This window comes from Pseudomonas saudimassiliensis, from assembly GCF_000939975.1.
Lineage (GTDB): Bacteria > Pseudomonadota > Gammaproteobacteria > Pseudomonadales > Pseudomonadaceae > Halopseudomonas > Halopseudomonas saudimassiliensis.
In genome coordinates, this window is the sequence record NZ_LK391969.1 from 1,514,264 (window position 1) to 1,533,138 (window position 18,875).

At 64.5% G+C, this 18,875-nt stretch carries 19 protein-coding genes; 12 read left to right on the forward strand and 7 right to left on the reverse strand.

The annotated features are described in order from the left end of the window. Positions 1 to 48: 48 nt before the first annotated feature. Entirely contained in the window at positions 49 to 510 is a 462-nt protein-coding gene (locus VG99_RS07065) for a MarR family winged helix-turn-helix transcriptional regulator (RefSeq protein WP_044499035.1), read from the reverse strand. Positions 511 to 754: 244 nt separating this feature from the next. Between VG99_RS07065 and VG99_RS07070 the strand changes: the two genes are divergently transcribed. From VG99_RS07070 to VG99_RS07080, 3 genes are read left to right on the forward strand one after another with little or no spacing between them, the layout of a single operon-like run. Beyond that, positions 755 to 2,527 carry an N-acetylglutaminylglutamine amidotransferase gene (locus VG99_RS07070; protein ID WP_044499036.1) on the forward strand — a complete coding sequence of 591 codons (1,773 nt, stop codon included), beginning with the start codon at positions 755 to 757 and terminating at the stop codon, positions 2,525 to 2,527. Positions 2,528 to 2,529: 2 nt separating this feature from the next. Next, positions 2,530 to 4,278 (forward strand): N-acetylglutaminylglutamine synthetase, encoded by a 1,749-nt coding sequence (ngg, locus tag VG99_RS07075; protein WP_158023889.1) that lies wholly within the window; start codon positions 2,530 to 2,532, stop codon positions 4,276 to 4,278. Between the two features lie 19 nt (positions 4,279 to 4,297). Further along, positions 4,298 to 5,485 carry an osmoprotectant NAGGN system M42 family peptidase gene (locus VG99_RS07080; RefSeq protein ID WP_044499038.1) on the forward strand — a complete coding sequence of 396 codons (1,188 nt, stop codon included), beginning with the start codon at positions 4,298 to 4,300 and terminating at the stop codon, positions 5,483 to 5,485. Here the strand turns inward: VG99_RS07080 and VG99_RS07085 are convergent. Continuing rightward, entirely contained in the window at positions 5,482 to 6,651 is a 1,170-nt protein-coding gene (locus VG99_RS07085) for an MFS transporter (protein ID WP_044499040.1), read from the reverse strand. The two genes, VG99_RS07080 and VG99_RS07085, sit on opposite strands and share 4 nt — an antisense overlap. Before the next feature lie 210 nt (positions 6,652 to 6,861). Here VG99_RS07085 and aptA point away from each other — a divergent pair, with 210 nt between their 5' ends. Both aptA and VG99_RS07095 read left to right on the forward strand, forming a co-directional pair. Beyond that, complete coding sequence (gene aptA / locus VG99_RS07090) at positions 6,862 to 8,199, forward strand: omega-aminotransferase AptA (protein ID WP_044499041.1); 1,338 nt, start codon at positions 6,862 to 6,864, stop codon at positions 8,197 to 8,199. Between the two features lie 256 nt (positions 8,200 to 8,455). After that, positions 8,456 to 10,363: a beta-ketoacyl synthase gene (locus tag VG99_RS07095; protein ID WP_044499042.1), complete on the forward strand. Its 1,908-nt coding sequence runs from the start codon at positions 8,456 to 8,458 to the stop codon at positions 10,361 to 10,363. A 56-nt stretch (positions 10,364 to 10,419) separates the two neighbouring features. Here VG99_RS07095 and VG99_RS07100 read toward each other — a convergent pair whose 3' ends face one another. Next, positions 10,420 to 11,082: a glutathione S-transferase family protein gene (locus VG99_RS07100; protein ID WP_044499043.1), complete on the reverse strand. Its 663-nt coding sequence runs from the start codon at positions 11,080 to 11,082 to the stop codon at positions 10,420 to 10,422. A 171-nt stretch (positions 11,083 to 11,253) separates the two neighbouring features. Between VG99_RS07100 and VG99_RS07105 the strand changes: the two genes are divergently transcribed. After that, entirely contained in the window at positions 11,254 to 11,493 is a 240-nt protein-coding gene (locus tag VG99_RS07105; RefSeq protein WP_044499044.1) for a TIGR02647 family protein, read from the forward strand. Positions 11,494 to 11,551: 58 nt separating this feature from the next. On the opposite strand, the gene cyaY is transcribed toward VG99_RS07105, so the two are convergent. Next, positions 11,552 to 11,887, reverse strand: coding sequence for an iron donor protein CyaY (gene cyaY / locus VG99_RS07110; RefSeq protein WP_044499045.1), 336 nt, complete (start codon positions 11,885 to 11,887; stop codon positions 11,552 to 11,554). A gap of 92 nt (positions 11,888 to 11,979) precedes the next feature. On the opposite strand from cyaY, the gene lptM reads away from it, so the two are divergent. Genes lptM through VG99_RS07135 form a run of 6 tightly spaced genes read left to right on the forward strand, consistent with a single transcriptional unit; the run spans position 11,980 to position 16,546 of the window. Next, positions 11,980 to 12,126, forward strand: coding sequence for an LPS translocon maturation chaperone LptM (lptM, locus tag VG99_RS16075; protein ID WP_158023890.1), 147 nt, complete (start codon positions 11,980 to 11,982; stop codon positions 12,124 to 12,126). 8 nt (positions 12,127 to 12,134) lie between these two features. Beyond that, positions 12,135 to 13,388, forward strand: a complete 1,254-nt coding sequence (gene lysA / locus VG99_RS07115) for a diaminopimelate decarboxylase (protein WP_044499046.1) — start codon at positions 12,135 to 12,137, stop codon at positions 13,386 to 13,388. A gap of 1 nt (position 13,389) precedes the next feature. Beyond that, positions 13,390 to 14,220, forward strand: a complete 831-nt coding sequence (gene dapF, locus VG99_RS07120) for a diaminopimelate epimerase (protein WP_044499047.1) — start codon at positions 13,390 to 13,392, stop codon at positions 14,218 to 14,220. Next, entirely contained in the window at positions 14,217 to 14,924 is a 708-nt protein-coding gene (locus VG99_RS07125; protein ID WP_044499048.1) for a DUF484 family protein, read from the forward strand. The genes dapF and VG99_RS07125 overlap by 4 nt, the downstream gene beginning before the upstream one ends. Positions 14,925 to 14,938: 14 nt before the next feature. Next, entirely contained in the window at positions 14,939 to 15,832 is an 894-nt protein-coding gene (gene xerC / locus VG99_RS07130) for a tyrosine recombinase XerC (RefSeq protein WP_044501507.1), read from the forward strand. Positions 15,833 to 15,847: 15 nt separating this feature from the next. Then, positions 15,848 to 16,546, forward strand: a complete 699-nt coding sequence (locus VG99_RS07135) for an HAD family hydrolase (protein ID WP_044499050.1) — start codon at positions 15,848 to 15,850, stop codon at positions 16,544 to 16,546. A 58-nt stretch (positions 16,547 to 16,604) separates the two neighbouring features. Here the strand turns inward: VG99_RS07135 and VG99_RS07140 are convergent, their stop codons facing one another. The 3 genes from VG99_RS07140 to VG99_RS07150 form a co-directional block, all read right to left on the reverse strand. Next, complete coding sequence (locus VG99_RS07140; RefSeq protein ID WP_044499052.1) at positions 16,605 to 16,910, reverse strand: hypothetical protein; 306 nt, start codon at positions 16,908 to 16,910, stop codon at positions 16,605 to 16,607. 88 nt (positions 16,911 to 16,998) lie between these two features. Beyond that, complete coding sequence (locus tag VG99_RS07145; RefSeq protein WP_044499053.1) at positions 16,999 to 17,454, reverse strand: hypothetical protein; 456 nt, start codon at positions 17,452 to 17,454, stop codon at positions 16,999 to 17,001. A gap of 174 nt (positions 17,455 to 17,628) precedes the next feature. Further along, positions 17,629 to 18,873, reverse strand: coding sequence for an ammonium transporter (locus VG99_RS07150; RefSeq protein WP_044499056.1), 1,245 nt, complete (start codon positions 18,871 to 18,873; stop codon positions 17,629 to 17,631). Positions 18,874 to 18,875: the final 2 nt, after the last annotated feature.

Sequence of the window (18,875 nt, forward strand, 5' to 3'; positions counted from 1 at the left end):
GTTCGGACAAGCCGCCCCGGGGGCGGCTCGGAGGCGTGCAGCTCGCGGTCAGACCAAGGGCTCGTCATCCATCAGCACATGGGACGATTGCTGCCCCTCCTCGAACAGCCCAGCTACGCGCTGCAGGCTGGCGAGCAACATCAATTGCTCCCAGTCGGCCAGCTTGCCGAAGCGCTCGAGAAAGGCGCTGGGCAGCAGCGCCGGTTCGGCCTGGATGGCCGCCTCACCCTTGGCGGTCAGGGTCAGGTGGACCTTGCGCTTGTCGCTCTGGCTGCGTACCCGCTTGAGCAGCTCGCGGTTTTCCAAGCGGTCGATAATGGTACTCAGGGTCGCCTGGGACAGGCTGACCTGTTTGGCCAGCGCTCCCAGGGTGCTCTGCCCCATCGCCTGGATGCTGTGCAGGATCAGCAGCTGAATGGGCGTCAGTCCGCTGTTGCGGCCGAGGCGCTTGGCGTGGATCTCCGTGGCGCGTTGCAGCCGCCGAAGGGCCAGATACAGGTCGTGCATCATCTCAAGTAACTCCCGCCAGACAGCATCATCAATGGGCGTGCATTCTGCCACAAAGCCAACCGCCTGTAGATGGATCAAAGCCCGTCGGCAAGCGCAGCGATTGCTTCCAGCAAAAAACCTTTAAACCAAACAGCGTTGTTGCTGCCCAAGTAACAGGCCGTTAGCGAACGGCAAAGCGTTTCTACATCAAACGAATATATATAGCAGGTCGTCCTGACGGCCCACCCAGACCGAGGAGCAGTAGATGTGTGGATTGGCGGGAGAATTACGTTTTGACGGGCAGCTGGCAGACCTGGCGGCCCTCGCCCGGATGACCGGGCAGATGATCAGTCGCGGGCCGGATGCCTCCGGTGCCTGGTCCGCTGGCCCGGTCGCCCTCGGCCATCAGCGGCTGAAGATCATGGACCTGGCCGAAGCCTCCGGCCAGCCGATGACCGACCCCGGACTGGGCCTGAGCCTGGTGTTCAACGGCGCCATCTACAATTACCCGGCGCTGCGGGGCGAGTTGGAGGCCCTGGGCTACCGTTTCTTCTCCGATGGCGATACCGAGGTGGTGCTCAAGGCCTACCATGCCTGGGGCGAGAAGATGCTCGAGCGCTTCAACGGCATGTTTGCCCTGGCGATCTGGGAGCGTGACAAGCAGAGCCTGTTCCTGGCCCGCGATCGCCTGGGCATCAAGCCGCTGTATCTGTCCGAGCAGGGCCAGCGCCTGCGGTTTGCCTCGAGCCTGCCGGCTTTGGTGCGCGCCGGCGACCTGGATACCTCGATCAACCCGGTGGCGCTGAACCACTATCTGTCATTTCATTCGGTGGTGCCGGCGCCGCTGACCATCATCAACGGCGTGCAAAAACTGCCGCCCGGCCATTGGCTGCGGATCGACGCCAAGGGCCAGCGCGAGCAACAGTGCTGGTGGCAGTTGCAATATGGCGCCCGCGACGACGAGCGCGAGCTGCCCTTCGAGGCGTGGCAAGAGCGGGTGCTGGACAGCCTGCGCGCGGCGGTCAAACGGCGTAACCTGGCGGCGGTTGACGTCGGCGTGCTGCTGTCCGGCGGGGTGGATTCCAGCCTGCTGGTCGGCCTGCTGGACGAAGCCGGCGCCCGGGACCTGAAGACCTTTTCCATCGGTTTTGCCGACGTCAACGGCGAGGCCGGTAACGAGTTCCGCTATTCCGACCTGATCGCCGAGCATTACGGCACCCGGCACCACCAGTTGATGATCCCCGAGCAGGAGATCCTCACCGGCCTGCCCGATGCGCTGAGGGCCATGAGCGAGCCCATGGTCAGCCATGATTGCATTGCCTTCTACCTGCTGTCGCGGGAGGTATCCAAGCACTGCCGGGTGGTGCAAAGCGGCCAGGGCGCCGACGAAATCTTTGCCGGTTACCACTGGTATCCCCAGGTGGACCAGGCCGCCGACCCCGTCGCGGCCTATCAGCAGGCGTTCATGGACCGCGACTTCAATGAATATCGCAATACCGTGCAGCCCGCCTGGGCGCAGCAGGATCATGCCGGCGAATTCGTGCGCGACCATTTCGCCCGCCCCGGCGCGGAGTCCGGGCTGGACAAGGCCCTGCGGCTGGACAGCACGGTGATGCTGGTTGAGGACCCGGTCAAGCGGGTCGACAACATGACCATGGCCTGGGGTCTGGAGGCCCGGGTGCCCTTCCTCGACCACGAGCTGGTGGAGCTGTCGGCACGCATCCCGGGGCGCTTCAAGCTCCCCGGCGACGGCAAGTACGTACTCAAGGAGGCGGCACGGCAGGTTATCCCGGCCGCCGTCATCGACCGGCCCAAGGGCTATTTCCCGGTGCCGGGCCTGAAGTACCTGCAGGGCAGCACCCTGGATTGGGTCCGCGACAGTCTTACCAGCGAGCGTGCCCGGGAGCGCGGGCTGTTCAATAGCGATTATGTCGATACGCTGCTGCGTAACCCCCTGGACCACATCACTCCCCTGCGCGGCTCCAAGCTGTGGCAGTTGGCAGTGCTGGATCTTTGGCTTGATGCACAGGGGCTATGAACATGAGTCGTCCGATACCGCCCAAGGCGGAGCGTTTGAAGCGCGGCCAGACCCCCACCTGGGAGCGGCTGCAAGCCGCCCACGCCCAGCAGGGTCAGCCCCCTGCCGAGGACCTGACCGAGGTGATCCTCGACTGTGGCTGGGGTCGCTTGCTGGTCGGCCATACCTTCCAGGAGCCGCAACGGCTGGCCGAGGCCCTGCTGGATGAAACCCCCGGCGAGCGGGATATAGCGCTCTATGTCGCCGATCCCCACGTGGTGCTGTCCTACGCGCCACAACAGCTGTTCCTCGACCCGTCCGATACCCTGCGGCTGTGGTTGAGCAATTACCGTCCGGCGCAGAACGGCATGCGCGGTTTCCATATCCGTCGGCCGCAATGCGAGGCGGATTGGCAGGGTATCAACACCCTGTATCTGTCCAACGGCATGGTCCAGGTCAACCCGGAGCGGCTGACCCCCCGTGAAGCCGGGGGTCCGGATTTCTGGTTGGCCGAGGACGCCGACACCGGCGACATCATCGGCACCGTGATGGGCCTCAACCACGCCCGAGCCTATGGGGACCCGGACAAGGGCTCCAGCCTCTGGTGCCTGGCCGCCGACAGCCAGACCCAGCGCTTCGGCGTAGGCGAGATGCTGGTGCGCCATCTGATCGAATACTTCATGAGCCGTGGCAGCGCCTATATGGATCTGTCGGTATTGCATGACAATGCCCAGGCCAAGGCCCTGTACAGCAAGCTGGGCTTTCGCCAGCTGCGCACCTTCACCATCAAGCGCAAGAACAGCATCAACCAGCCGCTGTTCCTGGGGCCGGACCAAAATGAAGGACTCAACCCCTATGCCCGCATCATTACCCGAGCAGCCCAGCGCCGGGGTATCGAGGTGCAGGTCAACGATGCCGAGGCCGGGCTGTTCACCCTGACCCAGGGTGGCCGCAGTATCCGCTGCCGTGAGTCGCTCAGCGACCTGACCACCGCCGTCAGCATGACCCTGTGCCAGCAGAAGCAACTCACCCATCGCTGCCTGCAGCGCCACGGCCTGAACACCCCCACCTGGCAACTCGCCGGCGATCCGGAGGCCAATGCCGCCTTCCTCGCCGAGCACGGCGCGCTGGTGGTCAAGCCCGACAACGGCGAGCAGGGCAATGGCGTGGCGGTGAACATCCGCGACCCCGAGACCCTGGAGCAGGCCATCGAGGCGGCGCGCCGCTTCGACAGCTGCGTCCTGCTGGAAAGCTTCCACGAAGGGGACGACCTGCGGATCGTGGTGATCAATTTCCAGGTGGTGGCGGCGGCGATCCGCAAGCCTGCGGAGATCCGCGGCGATGGATGCAAGACCGTGCGGGAACTGATCGAGAAGCAGAGCCGGCGCCGCCAGGCCAGTACCGGCGGCGAGAGCCGCATTCCACTGGACGAGGAAACCATCCGCACCGTGGAGGCTGCCGGCTTCACCTTGGACAGCATCCTGCCTGCCGACCAGCATCTGCAGGTACGGCGCACCGCCAACCTGCACACCGGCGGCACCCTGGTGGATGTTACCGATGCGCTGCACCCGGCGCTGCGCGGGTGCGCTATTGCTGCGGCCCGCGCCCTGGACATCCCGGTGGTCGGCATGGACCTGCTGGTGCCAGCCGTCGACCAACCCGATTACGTCATCATCGAGGCCAATGAGCGACCGGGGCTGGCCAATCATGAACCCCAGCCGACAGCGGAGTGTTTCATCGATCTGCTGTTCCCACTCAGCCAGCCCGGCTAACCGACAGGACGGAGGATCAATGCAATTCAGCCATGGACCCGACATGCAGTACCTGCGACAGGTGTTGCTGGAAATGCTCGCCATTCCCTGCCCCACCGGCTTCACCGACGGCATAGTGCGCTATGTTGCCGAACATCTCGATGCCCTGGGCGTGCCCTATGAACTGACCCGGCGCGGCACCATCCGCGCCACCCTCAAGGGCCGCCAGGGTTCCCCCGACCGGGCCATCGCCAGTCACCTGGACACCGTCGGTGCCATGGTCAGCCACATCAAGGACAACGGCCGCCTGACCCTGGCGCCCATTGGCTGCTGGTCAAGCCGCTTCGCCGAAGGTAGCCGGGTCAGCGTGTTCACGGAGCAGGGCTGCTTCCGGGGCAGCGTGCTGCCGCTGATGGCCTCGGGGCATGCCTTCAATACCGAGGTCGACACCCTGCCGGTGAGCTGGGACACCATCGAGCTGCGCCTGGACATCCCCACCACCAGCCGTGCCGAAACCGAGGCCCAGGGCATCGCCGTGGGCGACTTTGTCGCCTTCGACCCCTTGCAGGAGTTCACCGACAACGGCTACATCAGTGCCCGCCACCTGGACAACAAGGCCGGTGCCGCTGCCCTGCTCACTGCCATCAAGCAGATCGTGGAGAGCGGCCAGCCGCTGCCCCTGGACTGCCACCCGCTGTTCACCATCACCGAGGAAACCGGCTCCGGCGCTGCGGGGGCGCTGCCGTGGGACGTGAGCGAGTTTGTCGGAGTGGATATCGCCCCGGTGGCGCCCGGCCAGACCTCCACCGAGCACGCGGTGACGCTGTGCATGCAGGATTCCAGCGGGCCCTACGACTATCATCTGACCCGGCATCTGCTGAAGCTGTGCGCCCGTGACGAGATTCCGGTGCGGCGCGATATCTTCCGTTACTACCACAGCGATGCCGAGTCGGCAGTGCGCGCGGGCAACGATACCCGGGTGGCGCTGATTGCCTTTGGCACCGATGCCACTCACGGTTACGAGCGCACCCATAACGACAGCCTGGAGGCCCTCACCCGGCTGATGATCGCCTACATGTACAGCCCGCCGGTGTTTGAACATGACGACCGCGACAGCGCACCGCTGGAAAACTTCCATCTGCAGACCGACGCTGACATGCCGCTGACCGGAGAAACCCCGCTACCACCGCTGGATCACATCTTTGCCTGCGACAAGGAGCGCAACTAGACCGCGCCGGGCTCCCTGGCGGGCCGGCTTACCACCACCGCATCAAAGGCGCCGCGCCGCAGCGCCAGCAGCAGGAAGATCGCCGCCATGCCTGCCATCCACCAGGGCAGTGCATGGCTGCTCAACCAATGGCTGGCCGCGCCGGTGCTGAGCGGGCCGATCAGGCATCCAGCCCCCCAGAGCAGGGCAATATGCGCGTTGGCGCGGACCAGCGCATCATCGCGAAAGCGCTGGCCGACGAGGATCAGCGACAGCGTATACAACCCACCCGCACCCGCACCGAACAACACCAGCGCCGGCCAGATAAGGGGCGTATGTAGCAACAGGGGAATACTCAGGCTGCTGCCCAGCAGGAGTGCGCCACAGACGCGGTAGAGAGTGGTGCGTTGCATCCGGTCCGCCAACCAGCCGATCGGCAATTGCAGTACCGCATCGCCCACCACCACGGTGCTGACCATCAACAGCGCCAGCCCCTGGGCGAAGCCTTCACGGATCAGGTAGACCGGCAACAGCGTCAGCGCCATAGCCTCAAAGCAGGCAAACAGCATCACAGCCCAGGCCACCGCGGGCATCCGCCGCACAAATTTCATCACGCCTCGACCCGAGGCGTTGGCGCCATCCACCTGCGGCGCACCATCGGCTGGCCAGAGCACGACGGTGCCGAGCAACAGCAGCACGATCGACAGCCAGAAGCCGGCGTCGGTGGTGGTGCCCAGCGCGCCCAGCAGCAGCGGCCCGCATAGCTGGCTCAAGGCAAAGGCGCTGCCATAGACCGCGACCAGGCGACCCCGCAGCCGATCCTCGATCAGTTGGTTGATCCAGCTCTCACCGATGATGAAGGTGATGGTCAGGCAGCCGCCCAGAACCAGGCGCAACACCAGCCATACCCAGTAATTCGCCAAGACCGTGAGGAGCCCCACGGAGATGGCCGCGCTGATCAACATCAGGCGCATGCATCTTTCCGACCCCAGATAGCCGGCCAACCGACCAGCCAGTCGCGCGCCCAGCAGGATGCCGATCGCCGGCATGGCCGCCATCACGCCAATGGCAAAGGCGTCATATCCCCACTGATCCAGGCGCAGGGACACCAGCGGCAGGGTAACGCCCATCGCCAGGCCGACGACGACTACCGCCACCGTGACAATCCAGTAGGTGCTCCAGCGCATCGACTGTTTTCCGCTCGAAAAAGGGGCGAAAAACATACGCCGGCCACGCCAGACATTCAATATATTTTACAGCTGCTACCCTTCCAGATGGCCGCCCACCCACGGGAAATATGCGGATGCCGATACCGAGCACTCTGCTTTCCTGTCGGTTTTATTTGACATAGACTCGATACAAACAAGATCGACTCTCCCACTGCAGGAAGGTGTCCCATGAATAGCCCGCTGGCTGCGCTCCCCCTGTCCCAGGCTGCCGATCTCGACAGCTTCTGGATGCCCTTTACCGCCAACCGCCAGTTCAAGGCGCGGCCCCGCATGCTGCAGAGCGCCCAGGGCCTCTTCTATACCGACGTGCATGGGCGGGAGGTGCTCGACGGCACTGCCGGCCTGTGGTGCTGCAACGCCGGGCACGGGCGCCGGGAAATTGCCGAGGCGGTCAGCCGGCAGATCAGCAATATGGATTTCGCCCCGACTTTCCAGATGGGCCACCCCCTGCCCTTTGAACTGGCCGATCGCCTGGCGGAACTTGCCCCGGCGGGCCTGAACCGGGTGTTCTTCACCAACTCCGGTTCCGAGGCGGTGGACACGGCACTGAAGATTGCCCTGGCCTACCAGCGTGCCCGGGGCGAAGGCACCCGCACCCTGTTGATCGGCCGCGAACTCGGTTACCACGGCGTCGGTTTCGGCGGTCTGTCGGTAGGCGGCATGGTCAACAACCGCCGTGCCTTCGCCAGCCTGCCGGCGGTCGATCACCTGCCCCACACTCTCGATCTGCAACGTAACGCCTTCAGCCGCGGCCTGCCTGAGCATGGCGTCGAGCTGGCCGAGCACCTGGAGCGGCTGGTCAGCCTGCATGGCGCGGAGAATATCGCCGCCGTGATCGTCGAGCCGCTGTCCGGTTCGGCCGGGGTCATCCTGCCGCCGGTCGGCTACCTGCAGCGGCTGCGCGAGATCACCCGCAAGCACGGCATAGTGCTGATCTTCGATGAAGTGATCACCGGCTTCGGCCGGGTCGGCGCGCCCTTTGCCGCCCAGCGCTGGGGTGTCACCCCGGACATCATCACCGCTGCCAAGGGGCTGACCAACGGCGCCATTCCGATGGGCGCCGTGCTGGTCAACGAGCAGCTGCAGGAGGCGCTGATGCAGGGCCCGGTGGAGCAGATCGAGTTCTTCCACGGCTATACCTATTCCGGGCACCCGGTGGCCGCCGCCGCGGCGCTCGCGACGCTGGATATCTACCAGGATGAAGGTTTGCTGACTCGGGCCAGCGAACTCGAAGCTTATTGGCAGGAAGCGCTGCACGGCCTGGCCGGCCTGCCGCACGTCATCGATATTCGCAACACCGGCCTGGTGGGCGCGGTACAACTGGCCAGCCGCGACGGCGCGCCCGGTACCCGCGGCTACGAGGTATTCGAAGGCTGCTTCTGGGAAGGCTTGATGGTGCGCTGCACCGGCGACACCCTGGCCCTGTCCCCACCGCTGACCATCGACCACGCCCATATCGATCGCATCATGGATACCCTGGGCCGGGTGATCCGGCGCACTGCCTGACCGCGCTGCCGGCAGCAGGCCTTCCCTGATGCTGCCGCTCGTGCAGAGCTGCCATGCTGATCGGCAGCTCTGTTGTGAAAACACCCTAGTCTAAACGTGACCACCGGGTTACATTCTTCGTCTGCCTATGCAATCAAACCCAATTCGATGCCCGCTGGCCCGTGGATGATGCTCTTGTCGACACCGCAGGAGGCCAGCCCGCTCCGGCCGCTACGCGCCGGTGCCCGCGCAACGAAACAGCGAGGAGTCTTGCTTGATGTCGCGTCTTCCGGTCATTGTCGGTTTCGGGGGTTATAACGCCGCCGGCCGCAGTTCGTTCCACCATGGCTTTCGGCGTACGGTGATCGAATCGCTACCCGCTGCCGAGCGTCAGGAAACCCTGGCCGGCCTGGCTGTGCTGATGGGGCTGGTGCGCGTGGAAAACGACCGCTATCTGGATGACGCGGGCCAGGTCATCACCCCGGTGGAGATCGAGCAGCGCTTCGGCCAGCAGGTGCTCGACGGTACCCTGGTCCGCCGGATTGAAAAAAACCACCTGGACGTGGACGCCACGCATTGGCACAAGACCCTGCCGGTCGGCCTGGAGGGCGGCCAGCCCCTGTCCTTCATTACTCTGGCCAAGCAGTTGCCCGAGCCGCTGCCGGCAGGCTGGAGCGTGGAGCTGCTGGACAATGGCGAGGCGCGGGTGAGCCTGGCTGGTGACTGTGAACTGAAGGTCGACAGCTATCGGCCGCTGCCGGTCAAGTCTGCCGGCCAGTTGCCCACCGGTTTCGAGCCGGGCGAGCATTACAATTCCCGCTTCCACCCCCGCGGCCTGCAGATGGCCATCGTCGCAGCGGCCGATGCCCTGCATTCCACCGGCCTGGCCTGGCAGCATATCCTCGATCACGTCGAGCCCGACGAAATTGCGGTGTTCGCCAGCAGCATCATGAGCCAGTTGGATGAATACAGCTTCGGCGGCATGATGCAGTCGCGCCTGAAGGGTCACCGGGTCAGCGCCAAGCAGCTGGCCCTGGGCCTGAACAGCATGCCGGCGGACTTTATCAACGCCTATGTGCTCGGTAGCGTCGGCACCACCGGCGCCATCACCGGCGCCTGCGCCAGCTTCCTGTACAACCTGCAGAAAGGCATCGAGATGATCGGCAGCGGCCGCGCCCGGGTGGTGCTGGTTGGCAGCAGCGAAGCGCCCATCACGGCGGAGTGTATCGAGGGCTACGGCGCCATGAGCGCCCTGGCGACCGAGGAAGGGTTGCGCAATATCGAAGGCCGGGACGAGGTGGACTTCCGCCGCGCCAGCCGCCCGTTCAGCCAGAACTGCGGCTTTACCCTGGCCGAGTCCGGGCAGTTCTTCATGCTCATGGACGACGAGCTGGCACTGGAGCTGGGGGCCGATATCCATGGCGCGGTAACCGATGTGTTTATCGGCGCCGACGGCTTCAAGAAGTCCATTTCCGCCCCCGGCCCGGGCAACTACCTGACCATGGCCAAGTGTGTGCACAGCGCCATGCAGATCCTCGGCCCGGAGGCGGTTCGTCAGCGCAGCTTCGTGCATGCCCATGGCTCCAGCACCCCGGCCAACCGGGTGACCGAGTCGCAGTTGCTGGATGAGGTGGCCGGTGCCTTCGGCATCAATGATCTGCCGGTGGCCGCGGTCAAGGCCTTCGTCGGCCACTCCCTGGCCAGCGCCAGCGCCGACCAGTTGGCCTCGGCCCTGGGCACCTTCAAATATCAGCTCATCCCTGGCATCAAGACCATCGACAGCATTGCCCCGGATGTCTACCAGCAGCACCTGCGCTTCAGCACTACCGATGTGTCACGCGCCGATAATCCGCTGGAGGTCTGCTTCATCAACTCCAAGGGCTTTGGCGGCAACAATTCCAGTGCCGTGGTGCTGGGGCCGCAGCCGGTCGAGCGCATGCTGCGCAAGCGCTACGGCGCCGAGCGCTTCGCCGATTACGAGATCCGCCGCGAGGAAGTGCGCAAGGCGGCCGCCGCCTATGGGCAGCGAGCCCTGCTGGGGCAACTGGATGTGATCTACAACTTCGGCAAGGACATGATCGACGAAGGCGACATCCAGATCAGCACCGAACAGATGCGCATCCCCGGCTTCAGCCAGCCCTTGGTATTCAAGAAGGATGGGCGCTTTTCCGACATGCTCGACTGAGCAGGCGGTCGGCTTATGTGTGGGGCGGCCCTGGCCGCTCCCACACGGGTTGGGCGCTACTTGCGCTGCCCGGACATGGCCGCGATAAAGGCCGCCATTTCGGCTTTCTTGTCGGCCTCGATGCGCTGCACGTGGGGGTTCTGCCCCAGTAACTCCAGCAATGCCCGCGCTTCCGGCCAGTCGCCCAACAGGTCGATGCCGAACAGTTTCTTGCCGACGGCCTGCGCCAGGTCGATGCTGTAGAGGAACATGATGTCGGCGATGCTCATCTCGCTGCCCGCCACGTAGGGGGCGAAGCGGCCGTGCCGGCGCAGGGCGGCGATGCCGGCCTGCAGGTCAGCCTTGGCCTTGGCCTTGATGTTGTCGTCCACCTGGCCGCCGAAGAACACCGCCGGGTAGCAGCTGCGCGCCGGCAACTCGATATACAACTCGATTTCCTTGGTCAGCGCCCTGACCGTCGCCCGGGCAAAGGGATCGCTCGGCAGCAGCGCCTTGCCGCCCTGGGTATCCTCGATGTATTCCAGAATGACGTTGGTTTCGCTGATGAAGCCCTGCTCGGTCTCCAGCACCGGCACCTTGCCGCGCGGGCTCTTGGCCAGGAACTCGGTATCCTGACTGCCACGCACCGTATTGATCTCGAAGTCCACGCCCTTTTCCAGCAGCGCCAGCTTGGCCATGTTGAAGTAGTTGCTGACCGCAAATCCGTGAAGTCTGAGCATCGCCTGTCTGTCCGTCTTGTTGTTGGTGGCAACCAGTGTCGATCAGATATCAGGGCCGCGTCCACTACATCACAGCGGTGAATCCGGCGGGATGAATAGCCCATTGCTACCCCCGCACCCCGTGGCTAGACTGCAGGGGTAGTTTACCGTCTATCAGAAAAGGTACTGCCCATGTCATTGACTGCCGAAGAAATCGACGATATCAACCTGCTGATCCAGTACGACCTCGCCAATACCCAGGCGGGCCTGAAGATTCACCAGCGGGAAGCGTCAGCCACCACGGTGGAAACGGCCGCCCGGTTGCATCATCGCGGGCTCACCACGATGGATGATGGGGGCTATCTGACCAGCCTTGGCCTGGAAGCGGCGGAACATGCCCAGGCGCTGGTGACCATACTGCGCGCCAAGTAAGTCGATGACCTGACCCGCCGCTCGGCTGACAGAGCGGCGGCCAACCACTGCGATCGAATCAGTCCTCCAGTTCCAGCTCGACTTCATCTCCGGAAAGATCACTCAGCACCTGCGCCAATACCACACCCAGGGACTCACCGTCGCTGTCGTGGATCCAACCGTGCCCCGGCTGATAGCCGAAATGCAGCGTGCCATCCGGGGTTGCCAGCCACAGCTCCCGCGAAGCCGGCTGGCGACCGAGGACCAGCCGCGGCCCGGCGGCCAGCATCAATATCAGTGATCCTTCGGTCTGGTCCATTTCCAGGTCCAGATCCGCGGCATCCAGGGCCTGCTCGATCCGGTCCTGGATCAGGTCAACCTGATGGTGGAACTCGCTTTCATTCAACTCTTGCATTGCCTTCCTTCCCTACTTCTGCGGCGGGTGCGCCGGACTCCCGGGCTGGGTATACTGCCGGATATTGTCCATTTATCAACCGGGATTCCACCATGAAACAATCCATTGCGGCATTCTTCATGCTTTTGATCCTCGTCGGCTGTGGCCAGAAAGGCCCGCTGTTCATGCCCGAAGAGACAGCCGGCCAGCCGGTTGATCCGGCGCGGGAAGAACTGACCCAGCAACCTACCGGAAACTGACCCTTTTCATGAGTGAATTTCAATACCAGAACGGCGAACTGCATGCCGAAGCCGTTGCCCTGTCCGCCATCGCCGAGCAGTATGGCACGCCCTGCTACGTCTATTCACGCCGCGCCATCGAGCAGGCCTTCCTGGCCTGGGATTCTGCGCTGGCGGGCCAGCCGCACCTGGTCTGCTTCGCGGTCAAGGCCAACTCCAACCTGGCCGTGCTGAATGTGCTGGCCCGCCTCGGCGCCGGTTTCGACATCGTCTCCGTCGGTGAATTGGAGCGGGTTCTGGCCGCTGGCGGCGACCCGGCCAAGGTGGTGTTCTCGGGGCTGGGCAAGACCGAGGAGGAAATGCGCCGGGCGCTGCAGGTCGGCATCAAGTGCTTCAACGTGGAGTCGGCCGCCGAGCTGGAGCGCCTGCAGAAGGTGGCGGCGGAGCTGGGCGTCCAGGCGCCGGTATCCCTTCGCGTCAACCCGGACGTGGATGCCCGGACCCACCCGTACATTTCTACCGGCCTCAAGGAAAACAAGTTCGGCATCGACATCACCACGGCGCTGGCGGTCTATCGCCGCGCGGCCGAGCTGCCAAACCTGGACGTGCAGGGCGCGGATTGCCACATCGGCTCCCAGCTGACTGACGATACCCCGCTGATCGACGCGCTCGACCGCATGCTGCTGCTGGTCGACCAGCTGGCTGAGGAAGGCATCGAAGTCCGTCACCTGGATCTGGGCGGTGGCCTGGGGGTGACCTATGACGACGAAACGCCCCCCACGCCCGGCGAGTACCTGGCCAAGGTGCGCGAGAAAGTGGCGGGCCGCGACCTGACCCTGCTGTTCGAGCCGGGGCGCTCGATTGTCGCCAATGCCGGCCTGCTGGTGACCCAGGTCAACCTGCTCAAGCCCACCGAGCACAAGAACTTCGCCATCATCGACGCCGCCATGAACGACCTGATCCGCCCGGCACTGTACAGCGCCTGGATGGGGATCGATGCCGTGCGCCCGCGCGATGATGTTCCGGCCCAGGCCTGGGACCTGGTCGGTCCGGTTTGCGAAACCGGTGACTTCCTCGGCAAGGACCGGCAACTGGCACTGGCCGAGGGCGACCTGCTGGCGGTGCGTTCGGCCGGCGCCTACGGCTTCGTCATGAGCTCCAACTACAACTCGCGCCCGCGGGCGGCCGAGATCATGGTGGACGGCACCACAACCCACCTGATCCGCCGCCGGGAGACGATCAGCGAGCTGTTCGCCGGCGAGTCGCTGTTGCCCGAGGCCTGAGATGCTGCTGCGATTCACCAAGATGCATGGTCTGGGCAATGACTTCATGGTCATTGACCTGGTGACCCAGCACGCCCAGCTGTCCCCCAGACTGATCCGCCAGTGGAGCGATCGGCATACCGGCATCGGCTTCGACCAGTTGCTGGTGGTCGAGCCCCCGGGCGATCCCGACGTGGACTTTCGCTACCGTATCTACAATGCCGATGGCAGCGAAGTGGAGCAGTGCGGCAACGGCGCGCGCTGCTTCGCCCGCTTCGTCCAGGACAAGCGCCTGACGGCCAAAGCGGAAATCCGCGTAGAGACCGCCGGCGGGCTGATTACCCTGAAGGTTCGCCGCGACGGCCAGGTGACGGTGGACATGGGCGCGCCCCGCTTCACCCCGGCAGAGATCCCCTTTACCGCCGATCGAGAAGCCGTGAGCTACCCACTGGAGGTCGGCACTCGCACCCTGGAGGTCGCCGCCATCTCCATGGGCAACCCCCATTGCGTGACGCTGGTGGACGATCTGGACAGCTATCCGGTGGCGGAGCTCGGCCCGCTGATCGAGCATCATCCCCGCTTCCCCAAGCGCGTGAATGCCGGCTTCCTGCAGCTGATCGACCAGCACCAGGCCCAGCTGCGTGTGCACGAGCGCGGCGCTGGCGAGACCCAGGCCTGCGGCACCGGCGCCTGCGCCGCAGCGGTGGCCGGTATCCGGCTCGGCCACCTGAAGTCACCGGTCACCATCCGCCTACCCGGCGGCACCCTGAAAATCGAATGGGCCGGTCCCGGCCAGCCGGTGCTGATGACCGGCCCGGCCGCCCGGGTCTATGAAGGACAGATACGCATATGACCGACACCAGCGTGACTGACGTGACCGAACTGGATTCCGCCGTGGTTGCAGATTACCTGCGCCGCCATCCGGCGTTCTTCGTTGAGCACGACGAACTGTTGCTCGACCTCTTTATTCCGCACCAGTCCGGCCAGGCCGTGTCCCTGGTGGAGCGGCAGGTGAAGCTGCTACGCGAGCGCAACATCGATGCGCGCCACCGGCTCAGCCAACTGATGGACGTGGCCCGGGAAAATGACCGACTGTTCGAAAAGAGCCGCCGGCTGATTCTCAGCCTGCTGGAGTCCCAGGACGTCGAAGAGGTCATCGCCAACATCGAGGACAGCCTGCGGGACGACTTCCAGGTGCCCTTCGTCAGCCTGATCCTGTTCAGCGAAACGCCCCGCGTCGGCAATGCCCGCTACGCGACCCACAGCGAAGCCCGGGACGCCATCGGTCACCTGCTGGACAGCAACAAGACCCTCAGCGGGGTGCTGCGCAATCATGAGCTGCTGTTTTTGTTCGGCCCCGAGGGAGAGCAAGTGGCCTCCACCGCCCTGGCGCCGATCCAGCACCAGGGCTTGCATGGCGTGCTGGCGCTGGGCAGCCGGGACCCGCAGCAGTACCGGAGCGCCACCGGCACGCTGTTTCTCGGGTATATCGCCGACGCCCTGGCGCGGGTGTTGCTGCGCCAGCGGCCGCTGAGCTGCGAGCCGCGGCTCCGGTAATGGACGCCGCGCCGCTGCAGGCAGAGCTGGACAACTTTCTCGGCCACCTGCACAGCGAACGACAGCTGTCGCCCCGCACGCTGGAGGCCTACCGCCGCGATCTGACCAGCCTGAGCCGGTTCCTGGATGAGCGTGGCATCGGCGACTGGAACACCGTGGACAGCGCGCTACTGCGCCTGTACATCGCCAGTCGGCATCAGGCCGGGTTGACCGGGCGCAGCCTGCAGCGCGAGCTCAGTGCCATCCGCAGCCTGTACCGCTATCTGCTGCGCGAGCGGCGGTGCCGGCACAACCCGGCCCTGGACCTGCGTCCGCCCAAGTCCCCCCGCAAGCTGCCGCGCACCCTGGATGCGGACCTGGCGTCCCGACTGCTCGATGGGGGCGACAGCGACGACTGGCTGACCCTCCGCGACCACGCCATGCTCGAGCTCTTCTATTCCTCCGGCCTGCGGCTGTCCGAACTGGCGGGCCTGGACCTGGACCGACTCGACCTCGATGGCGGCGAGGTACGGGTGCTTGGCAAGGGTAACAAGACCCGGGTGCTGCCGGTCGGCCGCAAGGCTCGCGAGGCCCTGCGCGCCTGGCTCAAGGTCCGGCCGCCAACGGCCGCCGCCGGCCAGCCGGTGTTCGTCGGCCTGCAGGGCCGGCGCTTGACGCCCCGGGCGATCCAGCTGCGGGTACAGCGTTACGGCGAGGAGCATATCGGCCAGCACCTGCATCCGCATATGCTCAGGCACTCCTTCGCCAGCCATCTGCTGGAGTCCTCCGGCGATCTGCGCGCGGTGCAGGAGCTGCTGGGCCACACCGATATCAGCACCACCCAGGTGTACACTCATCTGGACTTCCAGCATCTGGCCGAGGTGTACGATAGCGCTCACCCCCGAGCCAAACGCAAGTCCGACGACTGATCCGCGGGAGATGCCATGTTTCAACTACTGACCTTCGATCTGGACAACACCCTGTGGGAGACCGAGTCGGTGGTCGCCGCCGCCGAACAGACCCTGTTGAACTGGCTGGACCACCATGCGCCGCTGTTCAACCAGCGGCTCGACCAGGCGGCGCGGCGCGCCCTGCGCCAGGAGGTGCTGGCGGCCGACCCCGAGCTGCGCCACCGGGTGACCGCCCTGCGCATCGCGGTGCTGGAGCATGGGTTACGCAAGGCCGGCTACTCGCCCGAGCAAGCCGCAGAGCTGGCCCTGGCAGGCTTTGAGGTGTTTCTCGAAGCCCGCCATGCGCTGACCTTCTTCCCGCATTGTGAGCCCCTGCTGGAGGAACTGTCCCGGCACTACCAGCTGGCGACCATCTCCAATGGCAATGCCGATGTGCGCCGCCTGGGCCTGGAAAAGTACTTCAAGATCATCGTATCAGCCGACGAGATCGGCCTGAGCAAGCCGGATCCCGCGCCCTTTCGCGCCGCGCTGGAACGCGCCGGCGTAGAGCCGCATGAGGCGCTGCACATTGGCGATCACCCGATCGACGACATCCAGGGCGCACGTGACGCCGGCTTGCGTACGCTGTGGTTCAATCGACTGGGGCTGGAATGGGCGGAGCCGGAACGGCCCCATGGGGAGGTGCGCTGCCTGAGTGAGATCCCCGGCTGGCTGCGCAGCTATCGGGGCTGATTACTCTGCTCGGCGTGCAACGAGCCCGCAGAGGCGGGCTCGCCAATACCACGATACGTCAGATCGGGCGACTACCGTATTTGCCTTCAGGCTTCTTCGGCGGATCGCCCAGCGCGTTGTTGTCGACTTCCTGAACCTTGCCGCCACGGGCGAGGAACTCCTCCATCTGCCGCGCCAGCATTTCCCGCTCACGAGCCTTGGCTTCCAGGGATAACCCTTCCAGCGGGTCGTCCTGACTGGCCGCCTTCTTGCGCGGTTTTACCGCTGGCTCGTCATCGTCCTCCATGGCGTCGGTTTCATCAACGTCACTGTTGTCTACCTCTTCATCCTGCAGGTCTTCATCTTCGATATCGTCATCACTCATGGCATTCCTCCGCTTGAAACCTGGCTATATATAGCGCAACAGAGGGATTTGAACAGAGGGTGAACGAAAATTTTTCTCTCGAGAAGACTCACAAGTCCTGCAGGCGACCACATTGCTCCGCTAGACGCCGGGTTTCACCCTCCTCCAGGGCCAGCACATTACGCATCAGTTCGGCCGCTGCCGGAATAGCAGCCCGACCGGTCATGGAGGTGTATACCTCGATCAACTGGTCATGCAGTTTGAATACCTGCTCGCTGATGCCGTTGAAATCCTTGCCGGCGAAGCTCAGCTCCCAGTCGGCCCGCGGCGGCAGATCCTCACCGAGGTGTTCGTAGAGCCAGGTGCGGCTTTCCGCCTCGCCGGCCTGAACCCGGAACTGCTCCACCTTGTCGGCGATCTCCCGCTCGTGCTCGGCGATATATTCCATCAACCAGCGACTGCGCTGGTCGGACTCGGGCGCGAGGTCGCGCTCCAGGGCCTCGGCGACGGTGGTGTGCAGGTCTCTGGTCCATTCCAGCAGATAATCGAACGTCTCGGCTTTCATGCGGATCTCCCTGGTAAAAAATAACGCGTTCACCAGCTTGGACCCTGGCCAGGGCGGCAAGTTTGCTGTTTCTCGGGCAATCAGCGCATGATCGGCTGGCGGCGCAACGCAAACAGGGCGCCGAAGCGCCCTGTTTGCGTTGCATGGCGAGGCGAGGCGAAGGCCCCGCCGCGTTTATTTCTTGCCGGTGAACTCGGGATAGGCCTCCATACCGCATTCGGAGATATCCACACCTTCGTATTCTTCCGCCTCGGAGATGCGAATTCCCATCACCACCTTGATGATGCCCCAGACCAGCAGGCTGGCAATGAACACCCAGCCGAAGATCGCCAGCACACCAACCAGTTGCGCACCGAAGGTGGCCTCGGCATTGCTCAGCGGCACCGCCAGCACACCCCAGATACCGGCCGAGCCGTGGGCCGAGATGGCGCCGGCCGGGTCGTCGATCTTCAGCCGATCCAGCGCCAGCACGCTGAACACCACGATCACACCACCCACGGCACCGACCAGCATCGCGCCGAGGGCGGTCGGGGAAAGCGGGTCAGCGGTGATGGATACCAGACCCGCCAGCGCGCCGTTGAGGAGCATGGTCAGATCGGTCTTGCCGAACAGCAGGCGGGACACGATCATCGCGGCGATCAGGCCACCGGCGGCCGCCAGGTTGGTGTTCACCATGACCTGGGCCACATGATTGGCCGATTCAATGTCGGAGATCTTCAGCTCGGAGCCGCCGTTGAAGCCGAACCAGCCCATCCACAGGATGAAGATACCCAGGGTAGACAGCGCCAGGTTGCAGCCAGGGATCGCGTTGATCTGTCCGTTCGGACCGTATTTGCCCTTGCGCGGCCCCAGCAGGATGACGCCGGCCAGCGCAGCTGCCCCGCCGGCCATGTGCACGATGCCGGACCCCGCGTAATCGGAGTAGCCCATCTCGCTCAGCCAACCACCACCCCAGCTCCAGGCGCCCTGGATCGGGTAGATGAAGCCGGTCATGATGACGGCGAACAGCAGGAAGGCCCAGAGGCGCATGCGTTCGGCCACGGCGCCCGAGACGATGGACATGCAGGCACCGGCAAAGACGATCTGGAAGAAGAAGTCGGCGCGGCTGGAATAATAGGGCGCATCCTCTCCTCCGGCCATGACCGCATCGAGGGTGTTTTCATCCCCGATCAGCATGCCCAGGCTCGGAAAGATCGGGCCGGTGGATGAGTACATGATGTAGTAGCCGACCAGCAGGTACATGATCGACGCAATGGCAAAGAGTGCGATGTTCTTGGCGAGGATTTCGGTTGTACTCTTGGTGCGTACCAGACCGGCTTCGAGCATGGCAAAACCGCAGGCCATCCACATCACCAGCACGGCACACACCAGAAAGTAGAACGTATCGAGCGCGTACTTCAGTTGTACGATGTCTTCCATAA

Excerpts from the sequence above, each read along its gene's own strand:
- cyaY (WP_044499045.1), bottom strand. The coding sequence starts at position 11,887 with ATGCAAGAGTTGAATGAAAGCGAGTTCCACCATCAGGTTGACCTGATC.
- VG99_RS07095 (WP_044499042.1), top strand. The coding sequence starts at position 8,456 with ATGTCGCGTCTTCCGGTCATTGTCGGTTTCGGGGGTTATAACGCCGCC.
- VG99_RS07065 (WP_044499035.1), bottom strand. The coding sequence starts at position 510 with ATGATGCACGACCTGTATCTGGCCCTTCGGCGGCTGCAACGCGCCACG.
- VG99_RS07080 (WP_044499038.1), top strand. The coding sequence starts at position 4,298 with ATGCAATTCAGCCATGGACCCGACATGCAGTACCTGCGACAGGTGTTG.
- ngg (WP_158023889.1), top strand. The coding sequence starts at position 2,530 with ATGAGTCGTCCGATACCGCCCAAGGCGGAGCGTTTGAAGCGCGGCCAG.
- lptM (WP_158023890.1), top strand. The coding sequence starts at position 11,980 with ATGAAACAATCCATTGCGGCATTCTTCATGCTTTTGATCCTCGTCGGC.
- dapF (WP_044499047.1), top strand. The coding sequence starts at position 13,390 with ATGCTGCTGCGATTCACCAAGATGCATGGTCTGGGCAATGACTTCATG.
- VG99_RS07145 (WP_044499053.1), bottom strand. The coding sequence starts at position 17,454 with ATGAAAGCCGAGACGTTCGATTATCTGCTGGAATGGACCAGAGACCTG.
- VG99_RS07085 (WP_044499040.1), bottom strand. The coding sequence starts at position 6,651 with ATGCGCTGGAGCACCTACTGGATTGTCACGGTGGCGGTAGTCGTCGTC.
- VG99_RS07070 (WP_044499036.1), top strand. The coding sequence starts at position 755 with ATGTGTGGATTGGCGGGAGAATTACGTTTTGACGGGCAGCTGGCAGAC.
- VG99_RS07150 (WP_044499056.1), bottom strand. The coding sequence starts at position 18,873 with ATGGAAGACATCGTACAACTGAAGTACGCGCTCGATACGTTCTACTTT.
- VG99_RS07100 (WP_044499043.1), bottom strand. The coding sequence starts at position 11,082 with ATGCTCAGACTTCACGGATTTGCGGTCAGCAACTACTTCAACATGGCC.
- VG99_RS07140 (WP_044499052.1), bottom strand. The coding sequence starts at position 16,910 with ATGAGTGATGACGATATCGAAGATGAAGACCTGCAGGATGAAGAGGTA.
- lysA (WP_044499046.1), top strand. The coding sequence starts at position 12,135 with ATGAGTGAATTTCAATACCAGAACGGCGAACTGCATGCCGAAGCCGTT.
- VG99_RS07125 (WP_044499048.1), top strand. The coding sequence starts at position 14,217 with ATGACCGACACCAGCGTGACTGACGTGACCGAACTGGATTCCGCCGTG.
- aptA (WP_044499041.1), top strand. The coding sequence starts at position 6,862 with ATGAATAGCCCGCTGGCTGCGCTCCCCCTGTCCCAGGCTGCCGATCTC.
- VG99_RS07135 (WP_044499050.1), top strand. The coding sequence starts at position 15,848 with ATGTTTCAACTACTGACCTTCGATCTGGACAACACCCTGTGGGAGACC.
- VG99_RS07105 (WP_044499044.1), top strand. The coding sequence starts at position 11,254 with ATGTCATTGACTGCCGAAGAAATCGACGATATCAACCTGCTGATCCAG.